Source organism: Paraburkholderia terrae, assembly GCF_002902925.1.
GTDB classification, from domain to species: domain Bacteria; phylum Pseudomonadota; class Gammaproteobacteria; order Burkholderiales; family Burkholderiaceae; genus Paraburkholderia; species Paraburkholderia terrae.
The window spans coordinates 1342047-1365921 of record NZ_CP026112.1; the positions used below are offsets into that span (position 1 = coordinate 1342047).

Here is a 23875-nt window from a genome sequence, read left to right on the forward strand (position 1 = left end):
ACCTCCTTCGTGGGTACGGTTCAAGAGTACGGTGAGAAGGCGTCGAGGAAAAAGCAGAAATAACGGAACGTCAGCTTCGGAAAAACCGAACTATCTTTCGTGAGGACGTACACGATCATGCATGTGCCGCGCTCAACACCTTTTGCGTCAAAGGATGATGCCGCCCGCGCCGCGACATGATTGCGTGTATTTCCTCCTTCACTTCGGGCGAACGGCCGAGCCAGCGCAAGCCGCGATGCATGGGATCGTTGCGCTCGGCGCCAAACGCCGCGAGCGGAAACACGCCCATGCCGCGCGACGCGAACAGCGCCATCAACGCGCTGTCTTCAAACTCGCCCGCGACGCGTGGCCGGATGCCTTCCGCTTCGAACCAGCGGTCGAGGCGCGAGCGCAGCGACGAATGCCCCGTCGGCAGCAGGACGGGGAGCGACGCGAGGCATTGCGGAAAATGATCGACATGCGTTTTACGTACCACGGCGGCTGGCCCGTACCAGTCGATCGGCGAAGCGATCAGACGCTCGCTGGATAGACGCAGGTTCGAGTTGTGCGGCGCGGGCTGGCTGGACAGCACGAGATCCAGATGGTGATGCGCCAGTTCCGCCAGCAGGTCTTCCGCTTCGCCTTCGTGGCAGAGCAGCCGCAGCGAAGGCGTGTCCAGCACGCCCGCAAGAATGGCATGAACGGCGAGCTTCGAAATGCCGTCCGTCAAGCCGACCGCAAAGCGTGCGACAGTCCCGCTCGCCGCTTCGCGGACTTCGTCATGCAACGCGCGTCCGATCTGGAAGATTTCTTCCGCGCGCGCATACGCCGCCTGTCCTGCTTCCGTCATCGCGACGCCGCGTCCCGCGGGCTTCAGCAGTTGATGTCCGAGCGATTTCTCCAGCTCGCGCACCTGCGCGCTGATGGTTTGCACCGCCATGTCGAGCCGCTCAGCGGCGCGCGCAAAGCCGCCTTCCTTCACGACGACCCAGAAATAGTGCAAGTGCCGGTAATTGAGCATTCATGGCCTCACTTCGGAAAAACCGAACCAACTATCAGCTTATCACTGGTTTTTACGATGAGCGAACCAGGCGACTATACTTTCCACAGGCTGTGACCCAGTAATCAGCCGTTTTCATCTCAACCGGACAACGACGCTCGCAAATGGAATCCTTACTGACCCTGGCCGCCGATCCCGCTGCGTGGGCTGCACTCGTGACGCTCGTCGTGATGGAGATCGTGCTTGGCATCGACAACCTGATCTTCATTTCGATTCTGAGCAACAAGCTCCCCGAAGCGCAACGCGCGCGCACGCAGCGTATCGGCATCATGCTGGCGCTGGTGATGCGGCTTGGCCTGCTGGGCACCGTCGCGTGGATCGCGCAGCTCACTCAGCCGGTGTTTTCCGTGTTCGATCACGCGTTTTCGTGGCGCGACCTGATTCTGCTCGCGGGCGGTCTGTTCCTGGTGTGGAAGGCGACGCGTGAAATGCACCATCACGTGAGCCACGACGCCGACACGCACACGAATGCTGCGATGGGCGTCGGCGGCCTGACTGTGACGGCTGCCATCGGCCAGATCCTGCTGCTCGACCTCGTGTTCTCCGTCGACAGCATCATCACCGCGGTCGGCATGACGGATCACCTGCCCATCATGTTCATTGCAGTGATCGCAGCTGTCACGGCGATGCTGTTCGCGGCTCGCCCGCTGTCGAAGTTCATCGAGCGCAATCCGACCATCGTCACGCTTGCGCTGAGCTTCCTGCTGGTGATCGCGATGACGCTGATTGCAGAAGGTTTTGGTTCGCACGTGCCGAAGGGCTACATCTACACGGCCATGGCGTTCGCAGGTTTTGTCGAAGGCATGAACATGATGGCGCGGCGCAGAAAGGACAAGCGCGAGCACAAGGCGGCTGTTTTGGCAGCGGAGCGTGAAGCCGGCTCCTAAACAAGGTCTGAAAAGGCGCGGACGAACGGTTCGGCTTTCTCGAACTGAACCGAAGCGGACTGAAGCGGACTGACAGAAGTATCGGGGCGGTTGAACGCCGCCCCGAACGGCAGCATACAAAGGTATGAACGTTACGAAAGGAGCAACGCAATGAAGTGCCCCGTTTGCAAGATCCCCGATCTGCTGATGACCGAACGTCAGAACATCGAGATCGACTATTGCCCGACATGCCGTGGCGTATGGCTCGATCGCGGCGAGTTGGACAAGCTGGTGGCAAACCAGATGCAGGACACGCCCGAACCGGACAACAGAAGCAATCAGGTCGAGCGTGACGCCCGCTACGGCGACCGCGATGGCCATCATGACCAGCAGTGGGGACGGCGCAACGATTCTTACCACGGCGATCAGCGCAAGCACTACGATCCGCGCCGCAAGAAGAAGTCGTTGTTCGATATGTTCGACTTCGATTGACCTGCATGCATCCTGAGCGCGCGCCGCGCGGGCTACGTTCAACGACACGGTGCCCGAGCGGCTGCGCCGCGATCCAAACGTCGATCGGACGCTTTATAGTATTACTATAATAGACAGCGATCCGGTTGCACCCCATCGTCGCACCGCGTAAGCAAGCGGCCCGCGACACCCCGATCCGTTTTTTCGTATCTGCCTAAAACGTGGGACAGCGCGGGATCGGCACGAAGATTCCGTCGCCAGCGGCCTTACGTTTATCGACACGAACGTCGGGAAAACGCTAATCGAAAGCGCGCGGCGTCAAACATATAGTTTGGCTATAAGTAAAAGTCAGACGCGCGAAATGCGACCCCGCCGATGCTCCGGGGCATGCGCGGCGCGCAGGATGTTCGCCACGAGCGCGCATCCGTGCCGGAAGCCGTCCGGACTGTGATTTCCAGATTGACCGTCAGTTGCAGGTTTGCAGCAAGAGTTGGCGCAAAGCGTTCGTTGTCGCGTCATGGCTGTCGTCGCGCATACGAAAAAGCAGCGCCTGGAAAACAACCACATCGGAGACAACACATGAAAGTCGCCACGCGTCTGATCGCCGGCATGCTTGTTGGAGCGGCGCTCACCGTTGCAGCGAGCGTCAGCTTCGCCGGGGACAAGCAGATCACCTTGGGTTTTTCGCAGGTCGGCGCCGAAAGCGCATGGCGCACTGCGAATACCGTGTCCGTGAAAACGTCGGCAAAGGACGCCGGCATCAACCTGAAGTTCTCGGACGCGCAGCAAAAGCAGGAGAACCAGATCAAGGCGATCCGCTCGTTCATCGCGCAGAAAGTGGACGTGATCGCGTTTTCGCCCGTGGTCGAGTCCGGTTGGGAACCCGTACTAACGGAAGCGAAGAACGCGAAAATTCCCGTGATTCTCACCGACCGTTCGATCGACGTGAAAGACAAGTCGCTCTACGTGACGATGATCGGCTCGGACTTCCTCGAAGAAGGCCGCCGCGCGGGTAAATGGCTCGAAGAGCGTTACAAGGACGATAAAGGCCCGATCAACATCGCCGAACTGCAAGGCACGGTCGGCTCGGCGCCCGCAAACGACCGGCACGCGGGCCTGATCGAAGTGATCAAGAACGATCCGAAGTTCAAGATCATCGCGTCGCAAAGCGGCGACTTCACGCTCGCCGGCGGCAAGCAGGTGATGGAAGCGTTTGCCAAGACCTACGGCAAGCAGATCAACGTGGTCTACGCGCATAACGACGATATGGCCCTCGGCGCGATCCAGGCGATGGAAGAAGCGGGCATCAAGCCCGGCAAGGACGTGAGCGTGGTGTCGTTCGACGCGACCAAGGGCGGCTTCGAAGCGATGATCGCGGGCAAGATCAATGTCGACGTCGAATGCAGCCCGCTGCTCGGGCCGCAACTGATGACGGCCGTGAAGGACGTGGTCGCGGGCAAGCAGTTGCCCAAACGCATCGTGACCGACGAGACCGTGTTCCCGATGAACGTCGCCGCGCAGATTCTGCCGCAGCGCAAGTATTGAGCGGCTGAGTCGCTGTCCAGATCCGGCGTGCCTCGACAAGAGGTGCGCCGGATTTCCATAACTTGATTGCCTGACGGTGCCTGTGTCACTCATATGGCCGCACAACCGCTATTCGAAACCATCGGCATCAGCAAGACGTTTCCCGGCGTGAAGGCGTTGTCGGGCGTCGACTTCCGGCTTTTCCCCGGCGAAATCCATTCGTTGATGGGCCAGAACGGCGCGGGTAAATCCACGCTCATCAATGTGCTCACGGGCGTACACGAGCAGGACGCGGGCGAAATCCGCCTCGCGGGCGAAACCGTGCGTTTCGCCACGCCGCTCGAAGCCGAAGCCGCGGGTATCCAGACGCTGTATCAGGAAATCAATCTCTGCCCGAATCTCTCCGTGGCAGAGAACATCTTCGCGGGCCGGCAACCGAAGCGGCGCGGCGCGATCGACTGGAAAGCGATCCACCTGCGTGCCGAGGAGGCGCTTGCCGAACTGAACGTGTCGCTCGACGTTACCAAGTCGCTCGATGCGTATCCGATCGCCGTGCAGCAGATGGTCGCGATTGCGCGCGCGATGTCAGTGAAGGCGCGCGTGCTGATTCTCGACGAGCCGACTTCGAGTCTCGACGACGGCGAAGTCGCGCGGCTTTTCGACGTGCTGCGCAACATCCGGCAAGCGGGCATCGCGATCCTGTTCGTCACGCACTTTCTCGAACAGACATACGCGATTTCCGACCGCATCACCGTGATGCGCAACGGCGAGCGCGAGGGCGAATATCTCGCGAAAGATCTGCCCGTCGAACAACTCGTCGCGAAGATGGTCGGCCATAACCGGATGACGGAGCGCCTCAAAGGCGGCGCGCCCGATACGCCGCAGCAGCGCGCGGGCGCGGCGCCATTTCTGTCGATGCAAGGCGTCGCGCGGCGCGGCGTGATGAATCCCATCGATCTCGACGTGCAACCGGGCCAGATACTCGGCCTCGCGGGATTGCTCGGTTCGGGCCGCACTGAAACAGCGCGGTTGGTGTTCGGCGTCGACAAGGCGGACGCGGGCACGATCAACGTCGACGGCAAGAACGTGAAGCTCAGTTCGCCGCACGATGCGGTGCGGCACGGCATCGGCTATTGCCCGGAAGACCGTAAGAAGGAGGGCATCGTCGCCGCGCTGTCGATCCGCGAGAACATCATCCTCGCGCTACAGGCGCGGCGTGGCTGGCTGCGCATGATTAGCCGCAAGAAGCAGCGCGAAATCGCCGACACGTATATCGAGCGGCTCGGCATCAAGGCGCACGACGCCGAGCAGCCGATCGGCCTGCTGTCGGGCGGCAATCAGCAAAAGGTCGTGCTCGCGCGCTGGCTCGCCACCGAACCGAAAATGCTGATACTCGACGAACCCACACGCGGCATCGACGTCGCCGCGAAATTCGAGATCATGGACCGCGTGCTCGCGCTATGCGCAAGAGGTCTGGCGATCCTGTTCATTTCGTCCGAAGTGGGCGAGGTGGTGCGCGTGAGCCATCGCATCGCGGTGCTGCGCGACCGGCGCAAGATCGCCGACGTGACGGGCAGTGCCGTATCGGAAGATCAGGTCTACCGGCTGATCGCAGGGGGGAGTGAATGAAGCAGATTCAGGCGGTGCTCAGGCATCAGCTGGTGTGGCCCGCGTTGACGCTGATCGCGCTATTCGCCATCGACGTCGCGCACCGCGCGAATTTCCTGTCGATCGCGCTGCTCGACGGCCATCTGTTCGGCGCGCCCATCGACATTCTCAATCGCGCCGCGCCGCTCGTGATCGTGTCGCTCGGCATGACGCTCGTGATCGCGACGCGCGGCATCGACATTTCCGTCGGCGCTATTGTCGCGATTGCGGGCGCGGCGGCCGCCGTCGTGCTCGCCGACGATCCGACGCGCATCGGCACCGCGCTCGGCGCGGCGCTCGCCGTGGGCGTGCTGGCGGGCATCTGGAACGGCATGCTGGTCGCGTTCGTCGGCATGCAGCCGATCATCGCGACGCTGATCCTGATGGTGGCGGGGCGCGGCGTCGCTCAGCTGCTGACGGGCGGGCAGATCATCCCGATCGGCGCGCCGGGTTATCTGGTGTTCGGCGGCGGTTATCTGGCGACCGTGCCGTGCTCGGTGTGGATCGCGCTCGGCGTGACGGCCGCGACGGCGCTGCTCGTCAACCGCACGGCGCTCGGTCTCTTCATTCGCGCGATCGGCGTCAATCCCGTCGCGACGCGGCTGGTCGGTCTGCGCTCGGGCGCGATCGTGTTCAGCGTGTATGTGTTCTCGGGCCTGACGGCGGCCATCGCCGGCATTCTCGCCAGTTCGAACGTGCGCAGCGCGGACGGCAACAACGCGGGCCTGCTGCTCGAACTCGATGCGATTCTGGCCGTGACGCTCGGCGGCACGTCGCTGCTCGGCGGACGGTTCAGTCTCGCGGGCACCGTGCTCGGCGCGCTCATCATCCAGACGCTCACGTACACCACGTATTCGATCGGCGTGCCGCCCGAAGCGACGCTCGTCGTGAAGGCCATCGTCGTGCTGTTCGTCAGCGTGATCCAGTCGAGCGTCGCGCGCGCGATGCTCATTCGACAGTTGCTGCGCGCATTCGCATTCGTGAAGACGAAACCGCTTACGGGAACGCCCCAATGAACAACATGCTCGGCCGTCTGCTCGATCCGCGCACGCTGCCTATCGTCGTCACCGTCGTGCTGTTTGCCGTGCTGTTCGGCTTTGGCTCGGTGATGTACACGGGCTTTTTCTCGCTGCAGGTGTTGCTCGGGCTGCTCGTCGACAACGCGTTTCTGCTGATCGTCGCGATCGGCATGACGTTCGTGATCGTCTCGGGCGGCATCGATCTGTCCGTCGGCTCTGTCGTCGCGCTGACGACTATTCTCTGCGCGATCTGCGCCGAGCGCCTGCACTGGCCCGTGTGGGTCATCGCGCCGCTGGTGCTCGCGTTCGGCGCGCTGTACGGCGCGGCGATGGGCGCGCTGATCCACTTCTTCCGTCTGCAGCCGTTCATCGTCACGCTGGCGGGCATGTTCCTCGCGCGTGGCGCGTGCTTTCTGATCACCACGCAGTCGATCACGATCAACGAGTCGACCTTCCACGCGATGGCGGGCTTCAGCGTGCCCATCGGCGGCGGCTCGCTGACCTCGGGCGCATTGATCGCGTTGCTGACGCTAGCGGTGGCGATCTTCGTCGCGCACTTCACGCGCTTTGGACGCAACGTGTACGCGCTCGGCGGCAACGAACGCTCGGCGCTGCTGATGGGCTTGCCCGTCGCGCGCACGCGCATCGGCGTGTATGCGTTGAGCGGTTTCTGCTCGGCGCTCGGCGGCTTCGTGTTCACGCTGTACGTGCTGTCGGGTTACGGCTTGCAGGCACAGGGCATGGAACTCGACGCGATCGCCGCGACCGTGATCGGCGGAACGCTGTTGACGGGCGGCGTCGGCTATGTGATCGGCTCGGTGTTCGGCGTCGGCATTCTGGGCACGATCCAGACGCTGATTACCTTCGACGGCACGCTCAGTTCATGGTGGACGCGTATCGTGATCGGCGCGCTGCTGTGCGCGTTCTGCCTGCTTCAACGGATCATCGAGCGGCATGCGGCACGGCGCAAATCGGATGGCACGGGCCTCGGCGCGAACGTGACGAAGTCCGCCGACAAGACCGCGCCGACACACGGTACAAACACGATCGATCTGGCGAAGATGACTCCGACGACGTTGAAGCAGTCGTGAGCGTGTCAACTGACTGACGACAACGCTGCGTTGTCGATCTGCATGCGCGCATGCCGTCGCGCCGCGCCCGGCGTCACGCCGACGATGCGCTTGAACGCGCGGCTGAACGCGGCATCGGAGTCGTAGCCCAGGCGCAGTGCAAGTTCCAGCAGCGACGCATCCGTTTCCTGCAACTGTGTGAGCGCTGCCTGCATTTTCCAGCGCACCGCATAGCGCATCGCGGGTTCGCCGACCAGTTGCGTGAAGCGCGCGGAAAATGCCGAGCGCGACATGCCGACGCTGTCGGCCAGTGCCGCCACCGTCCAGTTGCTCGACGGATCGCGATGAATCATCGCGATCGCGCGGCCGATCTGCCGGTCGCGCAACGCGCCGAGCCAGCCCGTCTGCGCGGCGGGCGCATGCGCGATCCACGCGCGCACGGCCTGAATCACGAGGATGTCGGCGAGCCGCGTGATGACCGTTTCGCCGCCCGCGTTCAGTTGCTGCGCTTCGGCTGCGATGAAACGCAACGTGCTCTGTATCCATTCCATTTCAGGCGACTGCCACGTGTCGACGCGAATCAGCGCCGGCAGCAGACTGATCAACCGTTGCGCGGCAGGGTGATCGAAGCGCACGAGCGCGCAGATCATCGTGGTCGGCGCGCCGCCTTCGCCATGACGAAGAATCTCGTAGCGGTTGCTGACGGCTTCGCGCGGCAGATCGAACAGCTTGCCGGCGGGGACGCCCGCTGCGCTCATCAGCCGATGCCCCGCGCCGTGCGGCACGAGCGCGAGATCGCCGGGGCGCAGCACGCAACGCTCGGCGCCGTCCACTTCGAGCAGACATTCGCCCGACGTCACCACATGGAACATCATCGAGCGCTCGAACGGCGGCAGTTCGAGCGCCCACGGCGCCGTGAACTCCGAGCGGCAATAGAAGGTGCCGCTCATGCGCAGAAAGTGCAGCGCTTCGCCGAGCAGATCACCGGATGCGGGCAGTTCGTCCATGCAGGCAGTGTAGGCGGTAGAGGACATGCGTCCAAGCGTCTGGACGAATGATCAAGAATGGAGGATATCGGATCATTGTCCGTCCAGAAGCGCGTCGCTATTCTGGATTAACGGTCGCCGCACGTGCGGCCTTCAGACGGAGGTGATCCATGAAAGCAGACGCGATTCTCGTGCTGGGCAGCACGGGCAAGACAGGCCGCCGCGTGGCGGAACGGCTCACGGCGCGCGGCGCCGACGTACGGCACGGCTCACGCTCGGGCACGCCGCCTTTCGACTGGATGGATCGAGCGACGTGGGCGCCGTCGCTCAAAGGCGTGAAGGCCGTCTACATCAGTTACTTCCCGGACTTGGCCGTCGACGGCGCTGCCGACGACATCCAGGCGTTCACCCGTCTCGCCGTGCAAAGCGGCGTGCGCCGCCTCGTGCTGCTGTCGGGACGCGGCGAGACGGAAGCCCAACGCTGCGAAGATATCGTGCGCGAGTCAGGCGTCGAATGGACGTTGCTGCGCGCAAGCTGGTTCGCGCAGAACTTCAGCGAGGCACATTTTCTGGAGCCGATACTCGCGGGCGAACTGGCGCTGCCCGTCGGCGACATCGGCGAGCCGTTTGTCGATGCCGACGATATCGCCGACGTAGCCGTCGCCGCGCTCACCGACGACGGCCACGCGGGCCAGCTCTACGAGTTGACGGGCTCGCGCCTGTGGACCTTCGCCGATGCCGTCGCACAGATCGCCAGCGCCACCGGACGGCCGATCCGCTTCACGCGCGTGACGATGCCCGAATACGTCGCTGCGCTCGAAGAAGCACAACTGCCGCCCGACATGATCGGCCTGATCCGCTATCTGTTCACGGAAGTGCTCGACGGGCGCAACGCTTCCGTGCAGGACGGCGTGCTTCGCGCGCTCGGGCGGCGTCCTCGCGAGTTCGGCGACTACGTGCGCGCGACAGCGGCGACGGGCGTCTGGACGCCGGGTGTCGAAGACAGCGCGCCTAGCTTCTGATTGAGCCAGTACGCGTACGACACCTCGATGTTTTCCTGAAGCGCGATCAGGTTCGTGGTCTGATCGATCAGCAGTTGCCCGATCTGCGCGACCAGGTTGAACTCCTGCTCGACCAGTTTCGTCACCGTGTTGGCGCCGCGAATCTCGGCGCGCTCGCGGTTCCACGCGGCCCAGCCTTGCATCCAGGCTTGCTGTTGCAGCGTCAGACGCTCGACGACGGCTTGTTGCATCTGGACCAGTTCGCCCCAGGTGTGCAGGTCCATGCCGAAGGCGAGCAGCCGCGCGGTGTCGATGCTGTTGGTCGCCGAACGGGCGGCCCATCCGCCCAACAGCACGGGCATCTTCAGCGTGTCCTGGACGGCAGCGGCGCGCGCGGCGGGTGCGGTTTTCTGCACCGCTTCCGCGGCTGTCACGGCACCCGTTGCGACAGCCGTGGCTCTCGATACAGCCGTTTGCTCCGCAGGCGCGGGCATGAGGGTCATTTCGTTCATGGCAGGCTCGTCAGGTAAGAGGAAGGGTTAGCCGCCAAGCCGGCTCAGCATGCTGTGCAGCGCCTTGATCTGGATCGCATCGCGCGAATAGTAGTCGGGCTGTTCGGGATCGTCGCTCGTGTAGCCCCACCAGTCCCAGCATCCGTCCGGGTTTTGCAGGCCGCCGCCGTCCGCACCCGTTGCCTGCGGATACAGCACGATGATGTCGTTGCTGTCGGCGAGTTCGTTGTAGCCCGTCGTCGTGATGTAGCGGTTGCCGTAGGGCGCCTGGTTTGTCACGTCGGCGCGTCCGAATACGTAGTTCACGTAGCTGTAGCCCTGCTTGCAGCCGTGCAGCACGACATGCACGCGCGCCGGCGCGCCTTCCTCGACGGCACGCGGCACGTACGCATAGCCGAACTCGCCCATGCTCGCGCGCGCTTCGCCGCCGAAGAATTCGGTTTGATCGAAGCGCAGCAGACGGCCGCTCGTTTGTGGCGCGGGCGCCTTCAGGTCGTCGTAGATGTGATGCAGGATTCGATGCGACTGCATGAAGCCGCCCTGGTTGATATAGGGCGGCTGGTTGGTGTCGAGTAACGAATCTTCGGGATTATCGGTGACGATCGAGTGGCCGGCGGGCACCGTGTCGTCGAACAGGATGTCGTCGGACGCGACGCCGAGCAACTCGTAGAAACGATGCGTACACTTCACGACCTCGGAATACACGACGGTATCGCGCGAGCCCGTGAAGAGATAGATGCGGTCGCCTTTGAGATTCGACAGCGGATCGATTGCACCCGCCTGCGCAGTGTCGTGCGCGAGTTGCGCGAGGCGCGGCGCGCTCGGTCCCGTCTGCGGCGTGAGCGGGCTCATGCAGATGTACTCGGCGCTTTGAACATTGGCGTCTTCGGCCAGCGGCGCCGCGCCGCGAAACGATTCGGAGCAGCGAAACGGTCCGCCCGCAATCACGCCGACACCCGCAAAGCTCGCGGAATGCGCGAGGTGCAGTTGCACCGTCATGAATGCACCTGAAGACAAACCGGAAATGGAGCTTTCGCCTTTCTTGACGCTGTAGTCGCGCAGTTGAACGATGTCGTTCGCCATTGAATAGTCCCCCGTACGAATAGCGCAGCCGCGATGATGCCCATCGCGACCGGTCAGGTGTGTGACACGCAGAAGTCGCCTTATCGACCGCTCGATGCGGTACTTCGAAATCGAAGTTCTATTGGTATAGGCGACGTTGCGCAGTGCAGCAAGCGCTTTTTTATGAAGATTGCGCGACGAGATCCGGCTTAGCCTGGCGGCATAAAAACCCATGCTGCGTGCATTCGATCGACGCGTTGCGCATCATGCTTTCCGCGCTCACTACTGGGCAGCGACAGGCTTGCCCAACGCATCCTTCACGCGCGTATGCAACTGCGTGCGGATTTCCTCGATGACGGGCGCGGGTAACGGAATGTAGTCGAGTTCCTGTGCCGTTTGATGTCCATTCGTAAACGCCCATTCGAAAAAGCTGAGTGCTTCCTTCGTGTGATCGGGCTTGTCCTGCGTCACGGGTATCAGCACGAAGGTCGCGCCCATCACGGGCCATGCGTCTTTGCCCGGCTCGTTCGTGAGAATGCTGACCAGCGACGTCGACCAGTCGGCGCCGAGCGCAGCCGCGTTGAATGCCTCGGGTCCTGGCTGAACCGACGCGCCCGACGCGTTTTTCATCGCCGTGTACGCAATATGGTTCTGCTTCGTGAAGTCCCACGCGACATAGCCGATCGAGCCGGGCAGATAGCGCACGTAAGTGGCGACGCCTTCGTTGCCCTTGCCGCCAATGCCGCGCGGCCAGCGAACGGACGTGCCTTCGCCGACCTTGGTTTTCCATTCGGGGCTGACCTGCGACAGATAGTGCGTCCAGATGAGCGTCGTGCCCGAGCCGTCGGCGCGACGGATCACGGCGATGGCGAGATCGGGCAGCGTCGCTTTCGGATTCAGCGCGACGATGGCCGGGTCTTTCCAGTTCGTGATCTTGCCGAGGTAGATGTCGCCGAGCACCTGGCCCGACAGCGTCAACTCGCCAGGCTTGATGCCCGGAATGTTGACGACGGGCACCACGCCGCCTATCACGGTCGGAAACTGGACGAGACCGCTCCTGCTCAGTTCACTCTCGGTCAGCGGCGCATCGGAACCGGCGAAGTCCACCTGCTTCGCGAGTATCTGCTTGACGCCTTCCGTCGATCCGACGCCTCGATAATGAACGCTGCCGCCGCCGGATTTCTTGTAGCCGTCCGCCCATGCGGTGTAGATCGGCGCGGCGAAGGTGCTGCCTGCGCCCGTGATATCGGCGGCGTGAGCGTTGATCGTCACGAAGGTGGCAAGCAGGGCAATCCACGTTGGGATGGTTCTCACGATAGCCTCACGGTCGTTGGTGTTCGGATCGTCGGGTGATGGCCGGTCCAGCCGCGCGTTGTCGAATGTGAAAGATTGATGTCGACGAGTGGCATTGCCGTGCATCTGATTACAGGTCGGCGGTGTGCGTGATGCAAATTGAATCCGCCTATCGCAAACCCGTATGCAGGCTCGATCTGCGGCAGTTGGCAATGGTCAGAGGAGAGCAGCGTCGAGAAGGACGAACGGGTGCCGCGCGTTGATGTTTTCAGGCGGATTGCGCACGGCTAGCGGTCGCATTACGGCGCTGCTCCCGCGTCCGTTCGCCGCGTCAGGCTAGACGCGCTCACGCAGCGGATTTTTCATGCGGTATGCTGATTCGCGATCAACAATGCGTTGACCTGTGCCTCATTTCCCGGAGATTGCGGCTATGGGCTTGCTGAGCCGGCTGTTTCATCGCGATTGCTCATCCGTGCCGCCGATGGCAGCCGCGCGCATCGACGAGGCGATCGCGCGCATTCTCACGATTCATCCGCGCATCGCCGTCGCGAGCCGCTATCGGCATCGGCTAAACGAACCGATTGCGGTCACGCTCGACTATGCGGACGAACTGATGGCGTCGCTGCCCGCCACGCTCGATGCGAGCGCCGACGCGTGGGCGGGCAATCCGAGCCTGCGCGCATTCTTCGCGACCCCCGACGATATCGCCGATACCTTCGGCCGCTCGCAGGAAGTACGCGCTTTCTTCGAATCGAATCCCGATGCCGTCGATGTGCATGGCACGCTCGGCATGGCCTTGAACGAGCGGCACGTGCTGGGCGTCGCGCTGGACGGCGACACGCTGCATCACGACGTCGCGCAAACCACGCTGAGTTTCAGCGACCACCGCGTGAGGGTTTGTGGGCGGACGGAAACATCGCTTCGCGAAGAAATCGAGCGCAGACTGATCGATCAACTGGCGCTCGAAGGACTGTCGATGCTGGCGGCCACGCGCGCCGCGCGGCTCGCGCGCGGGCGCGAGCTGATGCAGGAGCGCGTTGCGCTGCTGCATCGCGGCGGCACGGGGTTGGCTTCTGTCGCGGGCGGCGGCGCCGCTGTCGAAGCGAGCGAACTCGCGCATGTGCAGACGCAGATCGCGCAGAACGCCGAGAGCCTCGCCGCGCTCAGAGTGCCGACCGATATCATCGAACACGAACTCGAAGGCATTTGCGAGGTGTTCGGCAAGCCGGCGGATTACGTCTACATCAAGAACCGGCACATCCGCATCGATATGATGAACGTGGTTCAGGAAGGCGAGACGAAAGGGGGCAGCGATATCGAGTTTCACTTCGTCCGTGTTCCCGGCGTCACGCCGCAGATGCGCGCGTTTGCGCTGGTTCGCTTTCGGCGCTCCGAATTGCCGCCTGGGGGATTGCATATCGACGCCGCCATGCGCGCGCTTTAAGATCGAAAGGATGTCGCGGTCTTTAGCGTCTTCAGCGAAGCGGAGGAATCCAATAATGAAGGGCTATCTGGTTTCATTGGCCGCAGCCGCATGCGTTGCCGTTTCTCTGGCGCCGTTGCAACAGGCTGTCGCGCAACCGTCGGCCTTGAAGCCGATGCAGGACGCGCAACGCAAGGCCGAGCAAAAGGCGCGCGAGGCAAAGAAGGAGGACGAGCGGGCTCAAGCCCCTGACGAAGCGCAAAAGCAGGAAAGCGCGAAGCCGGCATCATCACCTTGATGGGCGCCGTTTCAGTTTTTGCGGTGGTCACGTTCAGCGTTGTGCAATTCGCATCGTTGCGACGCTTGCGGAAACCCGACATCGCGCGTGGAAAGTCATAAACTGTTCGCATACACCGAACTGCTGTTGAGGGACCCGCAGAAGTTGTCACCGGCTTTTTCAACCTTGTGTGCTTTGTACGATGGACTGACTTTCGATGAGGAGAACGTCGTTATGGCTGAGCTTTGGGTTGCCAATATCGAAGACAACACGACCGACGAGGAAATCAAAACGTTCCTGTGTCACTACGGGTTTCCGCCGTTCGATTCGATCCGGCGCGTCGAAGGAACGGGCGAACGTCCCGCTGTCGTGCTCGAGTTCAATGACGTCGGCGCGCATGTGTTGCAGAGTCTGCAGCCGCGCGTTCACAACATGTTCTGGAAAAGCCGCACGCTGACGGTCCAGGTCGTGCCCACGCGGGACGAGTCCTGAAGCCGGTGCGGTCCATGCGCGGCATGGGCCGCTAGCCGAACCGACACGACGGTCACAGGAGACGAGCGATGCCTGAATTGAAGAACGAAAAGAACAGCGTACGCGGCGGACAGTCGAATGGCGCGCGTGAGCGTACTAAAGCGCCGGGACAATTGAAGAACAAGGAGTATGAAAAAGAACTCAAGTCGCTTCATATCGAACTGGTGAAACTGCAGGAATGGGTCGTGCAAACGGGCGCGAAGGTCTGCGTGATCTTCGAAGGACGCGATGGCGCAGGCAAGGGCGGCACGATCAAGGCGATCACGGAACGCGTCAGCCCACGCATTTTTCGGGTCGTCGCGCTGCCGGCGCCGACGGACCGCGAGAAATCGCAGATGTACATCCAGCGCTATCTTCCGCATCTGCCTGCCGCGGGCGAGATCATTCTGTTCGACAGAAGCTGGTATAACCGCGCGGGCGTCGAACGGGTGATGGGATTCTGTACGGAAGAGCAGGTGCAGAATTTTTTCAAGGCCGTCCCGCTGATCGAGCACGCCATCATTCAGTCGGGCATCATTCTGCTGAAGTACTGGCTCGAAGTCAGCGAGGAAGAGCAGACTCGCCGTCTCGAAGCGCGCATTACCGACGAGCGGAAGATCTGGAAACTGTCGCCGATGGATCTGCTGTCGTATAGCCGCTGGTACGACTACTCGCGCGCGCGGGACGATATGTTCGCGGCGACCGATTCCGACCAGACGCCGTGGCACGTGGTGCGCTCCGACGACAAGAAACGCGCGCGTCTGAACCTGATCACGCATCTGCTCGACAGCATTCCGTACGAGACGATGCCGCGCCCGAAGATCAAGCTGCCGAAGCGGAAAAAGGCGGAGGGATATCGCCCGAGCGACCGGCCAATCCGTTATGTGCGGGAGAAGTTCTAAAGGCTATCGGCGCATCGGGTAGCGCACGCATTCGTCGCGCGAGAGCAATCGGCTCTCGCGCGATTTCATTTGGCGTCCTCGGCTTTGCCGCGCAGCAGCGCTTCGGGGTGTCGCTGCAAATAGTCCGACAGCGCGCGGAAGGACGCCGCCGTGCGCGCAAGCTCGCGAACCGCGTCGCTCGTGTCCTGCTGCAATGCCGAATCCGGCTGCAGCGCGGTGTTCGCGGTATCGAGCGTCGCCTGCGCTGCCGTCAGCGCGCTCTTCGCTTGCGGCACTACTTGCGTGTTGAGGTTGCGCATCAGCTGCGCGGTGTTGGCGAGCGTCTGTTGCGCGTTCTTGCCGATCTGTTCGAGCGGCAGGCTGTCGAGACGCGCCACGATCCGGTTGAGCGACTCCTGCAGCGATTGCAGGCCGCTCGGCGTGGTCGGCAGTTCGGGTGGCGTGCGGTTCCAGTCGATAGAGGCTTTCGGCGCGCTCGGGAAGAAGTCGAGCGCGATATACAACTGGCCCGTGATCAGGCTGCCCGTCTTGAGTTGCCCGCGCAAGCCGCGTTCGACGAGGAAATCGGCCAGCGCTCTTGGGTTGTCCCCGAGACGGCCGCCTCTCGGCTCCGACACATAACGCGACGTGAAGCGCTCAGGATAGAGCTTGACCTCGACGGGAATGCTGATCTGCCTCGTGCCGGGATCGAAGCGCGTGTAGATCGCCGACACTTCGCCGACCGTGATGCCGCGAAAATCGACGGGCGCGCCGACCACGAGGCCGCGCACCGAGCCCTGGAAATTGAACACGTAGGTCTCGACGATCCGGTCGTGCTGCTTCATCGCATCGGCGCGCGTGGCGAAGAGCGGGAACAGCGCTTTCGCGTCCGCTTCGGGGCGGTCAAGCGAGGCGGTCGGCGTCTCGAACGCGAGGCCGCCGACGAGGATCGACACCACCGACTGCGTATTGACCTGCACGCCTTCCGTGCCGAGCGTCACGTCGATGCCGCCTGCCTGCCAGAAGCGTGAATCGCTGTTCACGTAGCGGTCGTACGGTGCGTTGATGAACACGTGCAGCGTGACGCCGCCGCCGTCCTTGTCGAGATCGAACGACGTCACCTGTCCGACCTGCAGGCGTCTGAAATAGATGGGCGTGCCGACATCGACCGAGCCGAGGTCGGCTGCTTTCAGCACGAACTCGCGCCCCGGCACGTCGCTCGCGAATACGGGCGGAATCTCAAGCCCTGAGTAGTCGCGCCGTTCCTGCTTCGCGTGGCCGATATCCATGCCGATGAACGCGCCCGACAGCAGCGTACTGATGCCCGACACGGTGCCGCCCGCGATTCGCGGCCTCACGACCCAGAAGCGGGTGTCGTCGACGAGCATGTCGGTGGCGTCGCGCGTGAGTTCGGCGGTCGCGATGACGTTCTTATAGTCTTTCGACAGCGCGACTTTCTTCACGACGCCGATATCGACGTCCTTGAACTTGATCTTGGTCTTGCCCGCTTCGAGTCCTTCGCCCGTTCTGAAGCTGATCGTGATCGTCGGACCCTGCGACATCACCGCCTGCACCGCAAGCCAGATGCCGACCAGCACGGCCACGATGGGCACGAGCCAGATCCACTGGATGCGCCAGCGCTTGCGCGGCACGGTGACGGCTTCAGGTTGCTCGGGCGGGCGGCTCATGACGGTCGCCTCGTGTTGCGGGTGAGCGGTTTACAGGGGAGGGCGAAGTCGCTCATTTCGCGCTCTGCGCGGCCGCATCGCCGCTGTGCTGTGCTGCCTGGGTCGTCAGCCCTTCAGCCGTGATGACCCAGCCGCCGCCCATCGCCTTGTACAGGTTCACATATGACACCAGCACACCCGCCTGGGTCTGCGTCTGGTTCAGCTGCGCGTTAAAGAGACTGCGCTCGGCGTCGAGCACCTCGATATAGCTGGTGTAGCCGCCTTCGTACCGCAGCCGCGCCAGATGCGCATAGGTCGCCAGCGCCTCGACCTGCCGTGCCTGCACGTCGAACTGTTCGCGCACCTTCTGCGACGAGATCAGTGCATCGTCGACTTCCTGGAACGCGACCTGGATTGCCTTGCGGTACGAGTACAGCGCCTGCTGCTGCACCGCTTCGGCCTGCTTCACCTGTCCGACGATCGCGCCGCCTTCGAAGATCGGCTGCGCGATCGAACCCGCAAACGACCACACGCGCGCCGGCCCCGTAAAGAGCTTCGAGAACTGCCCGCTTTGCGTGCCCAGCAGCCCCGTCAGCGAAATCTGCGGGAAATACAGCGCCTTGGCCGCACCGATCTGCGCATTCGCCGCGACGAGGTCCTGCTCGGCCTGACGCAGATCGGGACGGCGTTCCAGCAGGTCCGACGGCAACCCGGCCGGCACGGCGGGCGCCGCGAGGTCGGCCAGCGCGCGCCCGCGCAGGATATCGCCCGGATTGCGCCCGAGCAGCACCGAGAGGGCATCTTCCTGCTGCGCGATCTGCGCCTCGATCTGCGGAATCACCGCGCGCGACGCCTCGTATTCCGACTGGCTCTGCGCGAGTTCCATCTGCGAGACCTCGCCGCCCTTGAAGCGCAGATCGAACACGTGTACGGATTCGGCGCGGCTCTCCGTGGTGGCCTTCGCGATCTCCAGCTGCCGGTCGAGACTGCGCAGGTTGATATACGACGCTGCCACCGACGACACCAGCGTCAGCACCGTGCCGCGCTTCGCTTCTTCCGTCGACAGCAGGCTCGCGCGCGCCGATTCCGTCAGACGCCGGTTGTGGCCAAACAGATCGATTTCCCACGATGCCGAGAGCGCTAGCTGGTAGGTGTTGAACACGGGGTTCTGCACATTCGCGAGCAGCGGCGAGGACGACGTCGAGATGCGCTGGCGTTCGGCATCGAAACCCGCGCCGACCTGCGGAAACAGCGCTGCGCGCGTCGTGACGAACTGGCCGAGGAACTGGTCGACGCGCGCGGCGGCGATCTTCACGTCGTTGTTGTTTGCCAGCGCGGTCGTGATCAGTTCATCGAGCACCGGGTCGTCGAACTGCTTCCACCATTCGGTGTTCGCGATGTCGGCCGCGTAGTTGTCGGGGAAGCGGTAGGTCGCGGGCACGTCAAGCGGCGGACGCGAGTAGTTCGGCCCGAGCAGACAGCCGCTCAGGGCGAGGACGCATAGCGCGGCCACAAGGCCGGTGGCGAGCGGAGTGGTCAGCGGAGCGCGGCGCATGTCAGTCACCCTCGCGCGGTGCGGACGGGTTGGTCGTCGGGCCGCCGCCCACTTTGGGGCCGCCCGCCGATGGCGGCACCTTGGGCGGCTCGCCTTGCGCTGGTCCCGACCCCGGTGCAGAAGGCGGCACATCGCCGGCCTTCTTGGCCTTCTTCTTCTCCGAGCGCTCCGACATCGTTTCGAGCACATAGAAGAACATCGGAATGAAGAACACCGCAATCGCCGTGGCCCCGAGCATCCCGCCGATCACCCCCGTGCCGATCGAATGCCGGCTGTTGGCCGACGCCCCCGTCGCGATCGCGAGCGGCACGCAGCCCAGGATGAACGCCAGCGACGTCATCACGATCGGCCGCAACCGCTCCTCGGCGGCCGTCATCGTCGCGTCGAACACCGACTTGCCCGACTCGCGGTTGAGCACCGCGAACTCGAAGATCAGGATCGCGTTCTTCGCCGCGAGCGCCACCAGCATCGTCAGGCCAATCTGGAAGTACACGTCGTTGTTCAGCCCGCGCAGCAAAATCGCCAGCAGCGCGCCGAAGAGCGCAAACGGCACCGCCATCAGCACGCCGAACGGCAGGCTCCACTTCTCGTACTGCGCCGCGAGAATCAGGAACACCATGATCAGACCGAACACGAACACGAGGCCCGAGGTGCCGCCCGACTGCTTCGCCTCGAACGCCTCGCCGCTCCACGCCACCCCGTACTCCGACGGCATCTGCGCGCCGATCTCTTCGAGCGCGGTGATCACCTGGCCCGACGCGTAGCCGGGCGCCGCGTTCGCCGTGATCTTCACGGCCGGGAAGTTGTTGAAGCGCGTGATCAGGTCCGGCCCCGTCACGTAGCGCGAGGTCACCACCGATTTGAGTGGCACCATGCTGCCGTTCGCGCTGCGCACGAAGATCTGCGTCAGGTCGTCGGGTTTTAACCGGTACGACGGCTCGGCCTGCAGGATCACCTGCCACAGCCGGCTCGAGCGGTTGAACTGCGACACGTACAGCGAGCCGAACATCGTCTGCATCGCGCTGTAGACGTCCTGCACGGGCACGCCGAGCGTCTCGGCCTTGTCGCGGTCCACGTCGACCAGCAGCTGCTGCGAGTTCGCGTTGAAGGTCGAGGTGACGCCCGTCAGTTCGGGGCGCTGCTTGGCCTTCGCGACGAAGTCGTCCACCACGGCGGCGAACTGCGCGATGGTCGCATCGCCCTTGCTCTGGATCCACATCTCGGTGCCGCCTGTCGTGCCCAGCCCCGGAATCGACGGCGGATTGAGCGGCACGACGATGCCTTCGCGGATCTGCGAGAGCGTCTTGTACGCATCGACGAGCACGGCGCGCGCATTCTGCGTGCGGATATTGGCCGACGAATACCGGTCCTCGAAGCTCTTGAAGCCGACAAAGAACGTCGACGAGTTGTTCTTGTTCTGGCTGTCGAGAATGCTGAAGCCGTCGACCGTCGTGATGCTGCCCACGGCCGGCTGCTTCATGAAATACTCGGACACACGGTCCGACACCTGCCCCGTGCGGTCGAGCGACGCCGCATCGGGCATGATCACGGCGCCCAGCAGATAGCCCTGGTCTTCGGGCGGCAGGAACGCGGTGGGAATGTCGCGCATCATCACGACGGCCAGCACGATCATGCCGACGAACAGCAGCAGCGCGATCACGAAGCGCTTGATGATGAGGCGCACCGCGCGCGTATAGCCCGCCGTCATGCGCGTGAACTGGTTGTCGAACCAGCGGAAAAAACCCTTCTTCTCGTGGTGCCCGGGCTTGAGCAGCAGCGCCGCGAGCGCGGGCGAGAGCGTCAGCGCGACGATGCCCGAGATCACCACGGAAATCGCAATCGTGATGGCGAACTGCTTGTACATCTGCCCGGTGATGCCGCCGAGAAACGCCACCGGCACGAACACCGCGCACAGCACCAGCACGATCGCGACGACCGGCCCGGCGACTTCATCCATCGCCTGTTTGGCGGCCATCTTCGGCTCGAGCTTGTGGACGGTCATGTTGCGCTCGACGTTCTCGATCACGACGATCGCATCGTCGACCACGATACCGATGGCGAGCACCATGCCGAACAGCGTGAGCATGTTGATCGAGAAACCGAGCGCTTCCATCCCCATGAACGTGCCGACGATCGACACGGGCACTGCGAGCACGGGAATCAGCGTGGCGCGCAGGCTCTGCAGGAACACGAACACGACGATCACCACCAGCACGACGGCCTCGAAGAAGGTGTGTACGACGTCCGTGATCGAGGCGCGCGTGAACTCGGTGGTGTCCATCGCGATCTCGTAGTCGATGCCCTCGGGGAACGACTTCTTCATCTCGGCGAGCGTGGCGCGCACCTGCTTGGAGACATCGAGCGCGTTCGCGCCCGGCTGCTGGTAGACGGCGATCACGGTGGCGGGCTTGCCCTGGAAGCGGCTGCGGATCGAGTAGTCCTTCTGGCCCAGTTCGGCGCGGCCGATGTCCTTCAGCCGCACGATCGCCGCACCGCCGCTCTGCGCGCGGATGATGATGTTCTCGAATTCGCCGGGTTCCGTCAGGCGCCCGGTGGTCGTGACCGCGAACGACTGTTCGACGGCGTTGCCCGTGGGCGACTGGCCTAACCGGCCGACGGCGAACTGCTGGTTCTGGTTGGCGACGGCGCGCTGCACGTCGGCCGCCGTGATGCCCAGCTGCGCCATGCGGTCGGGACGCAGCCAGATGCGCATCGCGTAGTCGGGCGTGCCGAAGATGCTCGACTGGTTGGCGCCCGGGATGCGCTTGAGCGCATCGAGCACATAGACGTTCGCGTAGTTGGCGATGTAGGTGGCGTCGTAGCGCTCGGTGGGCGAGTAGATCGCGATCACCATCATGAACGCCTGCGACTTCTTCTGCACCTGCACGCCCTGGTTGGTGACCGACTGCGGCAGTTGCGGCAGCGCGAGGTTCACGCGGTTCTGCACGTCGACCTGGGCGAGTTCGGGGTTGGTGCCGATCTGGAAGTACGCGTTGATCGTCAGGTTGCCCGTCGAGGAGCTCGACGAGCTCATGTAGATCATGTTGTCGGCGCCGTTGACCTGCTGCTCGATCGGCGCGGCAACGTTGTTGGCGACCACGTCGGCGCTCGCGCCGGGGTAGGTCGCGGAGATCGTGATCTGCGGCGGGGTGATGTCGGGGTACTGCGCGGTGGGCAGCGCGAGCATGCACAGCGCGCCGCCCAGCGTGATGACGATCGAGATGACCGAGGCGAAGATCGGCCGGTCGATGCAGAAGTGGGAGATGTTCATCGGGTTGGGGTGCGCCGGATGGCGTCGGTCGTCATCGGGTCATCGGGTCATGGGCTCACGCTGGCCGGGCGCGTCTGCGCCAGCGTGGCGGCGGGTGCGGACGCGGCGGCGGCGCTCGCCGCAGGCGGCGCAGAAGCGGGCGTGGCAGGCGTGCCAGGCGCCGCACTCACCACCTTGATGTGCGCATCCGACGACACACGGATCGCGCCATCGACCACCACGCGCTCGCCCGCCTTCAGCCCGTCGTTGACGAACCAGTCGTCGCCGTGCCAGTCGCCGACTTCGATCACGCGCTGATGCGGCTTCGAATCCTGGTCGAGCACCCACACGAAGTGGCTCTTCGCGCCCTGCAGCACCGCGCGCTGCGGCACCAGCACCGCATTGGGCCGCACCGCGCCCGAGACCTTCGCGCGCACGAACTGGCCGGGCTTGAGCGTGCCCTTCGGATTGGCGAAGGTGGCGCGCACGAGGAAGGTGCCCGTCTCCTGGCTGAACGCGGGGTTGGTGAAGTCGATGCGGCCCTGCTGCGGATAGACCGAGCCATCGGCCTCGATGACCGTCACGTCGAACTGGTTGTTCGGCGGAAAGCGCAGCAGGCCCTTGGCGACCTGGTCGCGGTAACGCAGCAGTTCGTTCTCGGAGATGCTGAAGTTCACCCACATCGGGTCGAGCTGGTAGACGTAGGTGAGCAGCCCCGACTGGTTCGGCGTCACATAGCTGCCGTCCTGCACGCGCGCGAAGCTCGATAGCCCCAGGAGCGGCGAGCGGATCGTGCAGTAGCTCAGGTTCAGTTCGGCCGTGCGCACCTCGCCCTGCGCGGCGATCACGGCGGCTTCGGCCTGTTTCTCGTTGCCGGTGGCGTCGTCGAGGTCCTTCTTGCTCAACGCGTTCTGCGCGGCCAGCGGAATCACGCGGGCGAGGTTCTGTTTCGTCACCAGTAACCGCGCCTGCTGCTGCGCGAGCGCACCTTTGGCGGACTGCAGCGCGGCCTCGAAGGGCTTCTTGTCCATCACGAACAGCACCTGGCCTTCCTTGACGAGCGCGCCTTCCGTGTACATGCGCCGCTCCAGAAAGCCGTCGACGCGCGCACGGATTTCCACCTCGCGCGAACTCTGCGTCTGCGCGGTGAACTCGAAATCGACGGGCGTTTCCTGCTGCCGCACCGTGACGACGGTGACTTCGACGGTCGGGCGTGGGGGTTCGGTGGGGGCTTTCTTGCAGGCGGTAAGAGATGCCAGTACCAGCAGCGCGAGAGGCAGAAGCAGCCGCTTGCGCGCCGGATGTGTATTCACAGCAAGACAGAGGTAGTTCGATAGCCGATACGACAAAGACGCCATGAGCGCCTCCCCATTCAAGCTATTACGTGCCGTGCATCACACGCTCGCGCGCCGCGCGGATCGGCAGCCAGGTTCGAATTGTGTTGACGGGCGAAACGCCGCCAGTCGCTTTGCTGCTTCGAAGGTCTCCTTCGCGCTGTTCCCATGTTCGCCGCCGAGCGGGCTGCAAGGAGGACGAGCGGGTACAAGCGGGCCGCCAACGTCCAGACGAATACGCAACTCCGCAATATCGAACGGCATGTCTGCGCACGCGCCGCGGCCGAAAGCTCGGGCTTCACGCAGCGAGTATCTGGCAACGGCACGGCCCGCACCATTGGACTTTGGTCCAATACCGATCCCCGGAATCGTGCATTACGCTGATCGGAACGCTGGACGCCTACCGCGACACATGCGCGACTCATGCGCTCCGAATGTCCTTTCACATTTCGAACATGTGAACGGACCCTGGCAAACGAGAGGGCCAG

Annotated in this window: 20 protein-coding genes; 11 read left to right on the top strand and 9 right to left on the bottom strand. The window is 63.6% G+C overall.

Annotated features, from left to right (window positions below):
- Positions 1–115 precede the first annotated feature (115 nt).
- Complete coding sequence (locus tag C2L65_RS22225; RefSeq protein ID WP_042309364.1) at positions 116–1000, bottom strand: LysR family transcriptional regulator; 885 nt, start codon at positions 998–1000, stop codon at positions 116–118.
- 143 nt (positions 1001–1143) lie between these two features.
- Here C2L65_RS22225 and C2L65_RS22230 point away from each other — a divergent pair, with 143 nt between their 5' ends.
- The 6 genes from C2L65_RS22230 to yjfF all read left to right on the top strand — a co-directional run bounded on the left by C2L65_RS22230 (position 1144) and on the right by yjfF (position 7657).
- Positions 1144–1926 (top strand): TerC family protein, encoded by a 783-nt coding sequence (locus C2L65_RS22230; protein ID WP_042309365.1) that lies wholly within the window; start codon positions 1144–1146, stop codon positions 1924–1926.
- 150 nt (positions 1927–2076) lie between these two features.
- Positions 2077–2397, top strand: a complete 321-nt coding sequence (locus tag C2L65_RS22235; RefSeq protein WP_042309366.1) for a TFIIB-type zinc ribbon-containing protein — start codon at positions 2077–2079, stop codon at positions 2395–2397.
- A gap of 558 nt (positions 2398–2955) precedes the next feature.
- Complete coding sequence (locus C2L65_RS22240) at positions 2956–3921, top strand: ABC transporter substrate-binding protein (RefSeq protein ID WP_042309367.1); 966 nt, start codon at positions 2956–2958, stop codon at positions 3919–3921.
- Positions 3922–4014: 93 nt separating this feature from the next.
- The gene (locus C2L65_RS22245; RefSeq protein ID WP_042309368.1) at positions 4015–5529 is read left to right on the top strand and encodes a sugar ABC transporter ATP-binding protein; all 1515 of its coding nucleotides are present in this window, start codon (positions 4015–4017) and stop codon (positions 5527–5529) included.
- Positions 5526–6563, top strand: coding sequence for an ABC transporter permease (locus tag C2L65_RS22250; protein WP_042309369.1), 1038 nt, complete (start codon positions 5526–5528; stop codon positions 6561–6563). The genes C2L65_RS22245 and C2L65_RS22250 overlap by 4 nt, the downstream gene beginning before the upstream one ends.
- Positions 6560–7657 carry a galactofuranose ABC transporter, permease protein YjfF gene (yjfF, locus tag C2L65_RS22255; protein ID WP_042309370.1) on the top strand — a complete coding sequence of 366 codons (1098 nt, stop codon included), beginning with the start codon at positions 6560–6562 and terminating at the stop codon, positions 7655–7657. Before C2L65_RS22250 ends, yjfF begins: the two co-directional genes overlap by 4 nt.
- 5 nt (positions 7658–7662) lie before the next feature.
- On the opposite strand, the gene C2L65_RS22260 is transcribed toward yjfF, so the two are convergent.
- Positions 7663–8670: an AraC family transcriptional regulator gene (locus tag C2L65_RS22260; protein WP_233446593.1), complete on the bottom strand. Its 1008-nt coding sequence runs from the start codon at positions 8668–8670 to the stop codon at positions 7663–7665.
- Positions 8671–8792: 122 nt separating this feature from the next.
- Here C2L65_RS22260 and C2L65_RS22265 point away from each other — a divergent pair, with 122 nt between their 5' ends.
- Positions 8793–9644, top strand: a complete 852-nt coding sequence (locus C2L65_RS22265) for an NAD(P)H-binding protein (protein WP_042309372.1) — start codon at positions 8793–8795, stop codon at positions 9642–9644.
- Here C2L65_RS22265 and C2L65_RS22270 read toward each other — a convergent pair.
- From C2L65_RS22270 to pstS, 3 genes are all read right to left on the bottom strand, one after another.
- Positions 9575–10135, bottom strand: a complete 561-nt coding sequence (locus C2L65_RS22270) for a hypothetical protein (RefSeq protein WP_042309373.1) — start codon at positions 10133–10135, stop codon at positions 9575–9577. The two genes, C2L65_RS22265 and C2L65_RS22270, sit on opposite strands and share 70 nt — an antisense overlap.
- 27 nt (positions 10136–10162) lie before the next feature.
- Positions 10163–11218 carry an extracellular catalytic domain type 2 short-chain-length polyhydroxyalkanoate depolymerase gene (locus C2L65_RS22275; protein ID WP_042309374.1) on the bottom strand — a complete coding sequence of 352 codons (1056 nt, stop codon included), beginning with the start codon at positions 11216–11218 and terminating at the stop codon, positions 10163–10165.
- Between the two features lie 261 nt (positions 11219–11479).
- Complete coding sequence (gene pstS, locus C2L65_RS22280) at positions 11480–12511, bottom strand: phosphate ABC transporter substrate-binding protein PstS (RefSeq protein ID WP_042309386.1); 1032 nt, start codon at positions 12509–12511, stop codon at positions 11480–11482.
- Between the two features lie 409 nt (positions 12512–12920).
- Between pstS and C2L65_RS22285 the strand changes: the two genes are divergently transcribed.
- The 4 genes from C2L65_RS22285 (at position 12921) to ppk2 (ending at position 15602) form a co-directional block, all read left to right on the top strand.
- Positions 12921–13934 carry a hypothetical protein gene (locus C2L65_RS22285; RefSeq protein ID WP_042309375.1) on the top strand — a complete coding sequence of 338 codons (1014 nt, stop codon included), beginning with the start codon at positions 12921–12923 and terminating at the stop codon, positions 13932–13934.
- A gap of 55 nt (positions 13935–13989) precedes the next feature.
- Positions 13990–14211 (top strand): hypothetical protein, encoded by a 222-nt coding sequence (locus C2L65_RS22290; RefSeq protein WP_233446594.1) that lies wholly within the window; start codon positions 13990–13992, stop codon positions 14209–14211.
- 213 nt (positions 14212–14424) lie between these two features.
- On the top strand, positions 14425–14682 hold the full coding sequence (locus tag C2L65_RS22295) for an RNA-binding protein (protein WP_042309390.1): 258 nt from the start codon (positions 14425–14427) through the stop codon (positions 14680–14682).
- Positions 14683–14750: 68 nt separating this feature from the next.
- Positions 14751–15602 (top strand): polyphosphate kinase 2, encoded by an 852-nt coding sequence (ppk2, locus tag C2L65_RS22300; protein ID WP_042309376.1) that lies wholly within the window; start codon positions 14751–14753, stop codon positions 15600–15602.
- A 65-nt stretch (positions 15603–15667) separates the two neighbouring features.
- Here ppk2 and C2L65_RS22305 read toward each other — a convergent pair whose 3' ends face one another.
- Genes C2L65_RS22305 through C2L65_RS22320 form a run of 4 tightly spaced genes read right to left on the bottom strand, consistent with a single transcriptional unit; the run spans position 15668 to position 23411 of the window.
- Complete coding sequence (locus C2L65_RS22305) at positions 15668–17269, bottom strand: PqiB family protein (protein WP_042309377.1); 1602 nt, start codon at positions 17267–17269, stop codon at positions 15668–15670.
- 52 nt (positions 17270–17321) lie between these two features.
- Positions 17322–18803 (bottom strand): efflux transporter outer membrane subunit, encoded by a 1482-nt coding sequence (locus tag C2L65_RS22310; RefSeq protein WP_103254566.1) that lies wholly within the window; start codon positions 18801–18803, stop codon positions 17322–17324.
- 1 nt (position 18804) lies between these two features.
- Positions 18805–22074 carry an efflux RND transporter permease subunit gene (locus tag C2L65_RS22315; RefSeq protein WP_103254508.1) on the bottom strand — a complete coding sequence of 1090 codons (3270 nt, stop codon included), beginning with the start codon at positions 22072–22074 and terminating at the stop codon, positions 18805–18807.
- 47 nt (positions 22075–22121) lie between these two features.
- Entirely contained in the window at positions 22122–23411 is a 1290-nt protein-coding gene (locus C2L65_RS22320) for an efflux RND transporter periplasmic adaptor subunit (RefSeq protein WP_103254567.1), read from the bottom strand.
- Between the last annotated feature and the right edge of the window lie 464 nt (positions 23412–23875).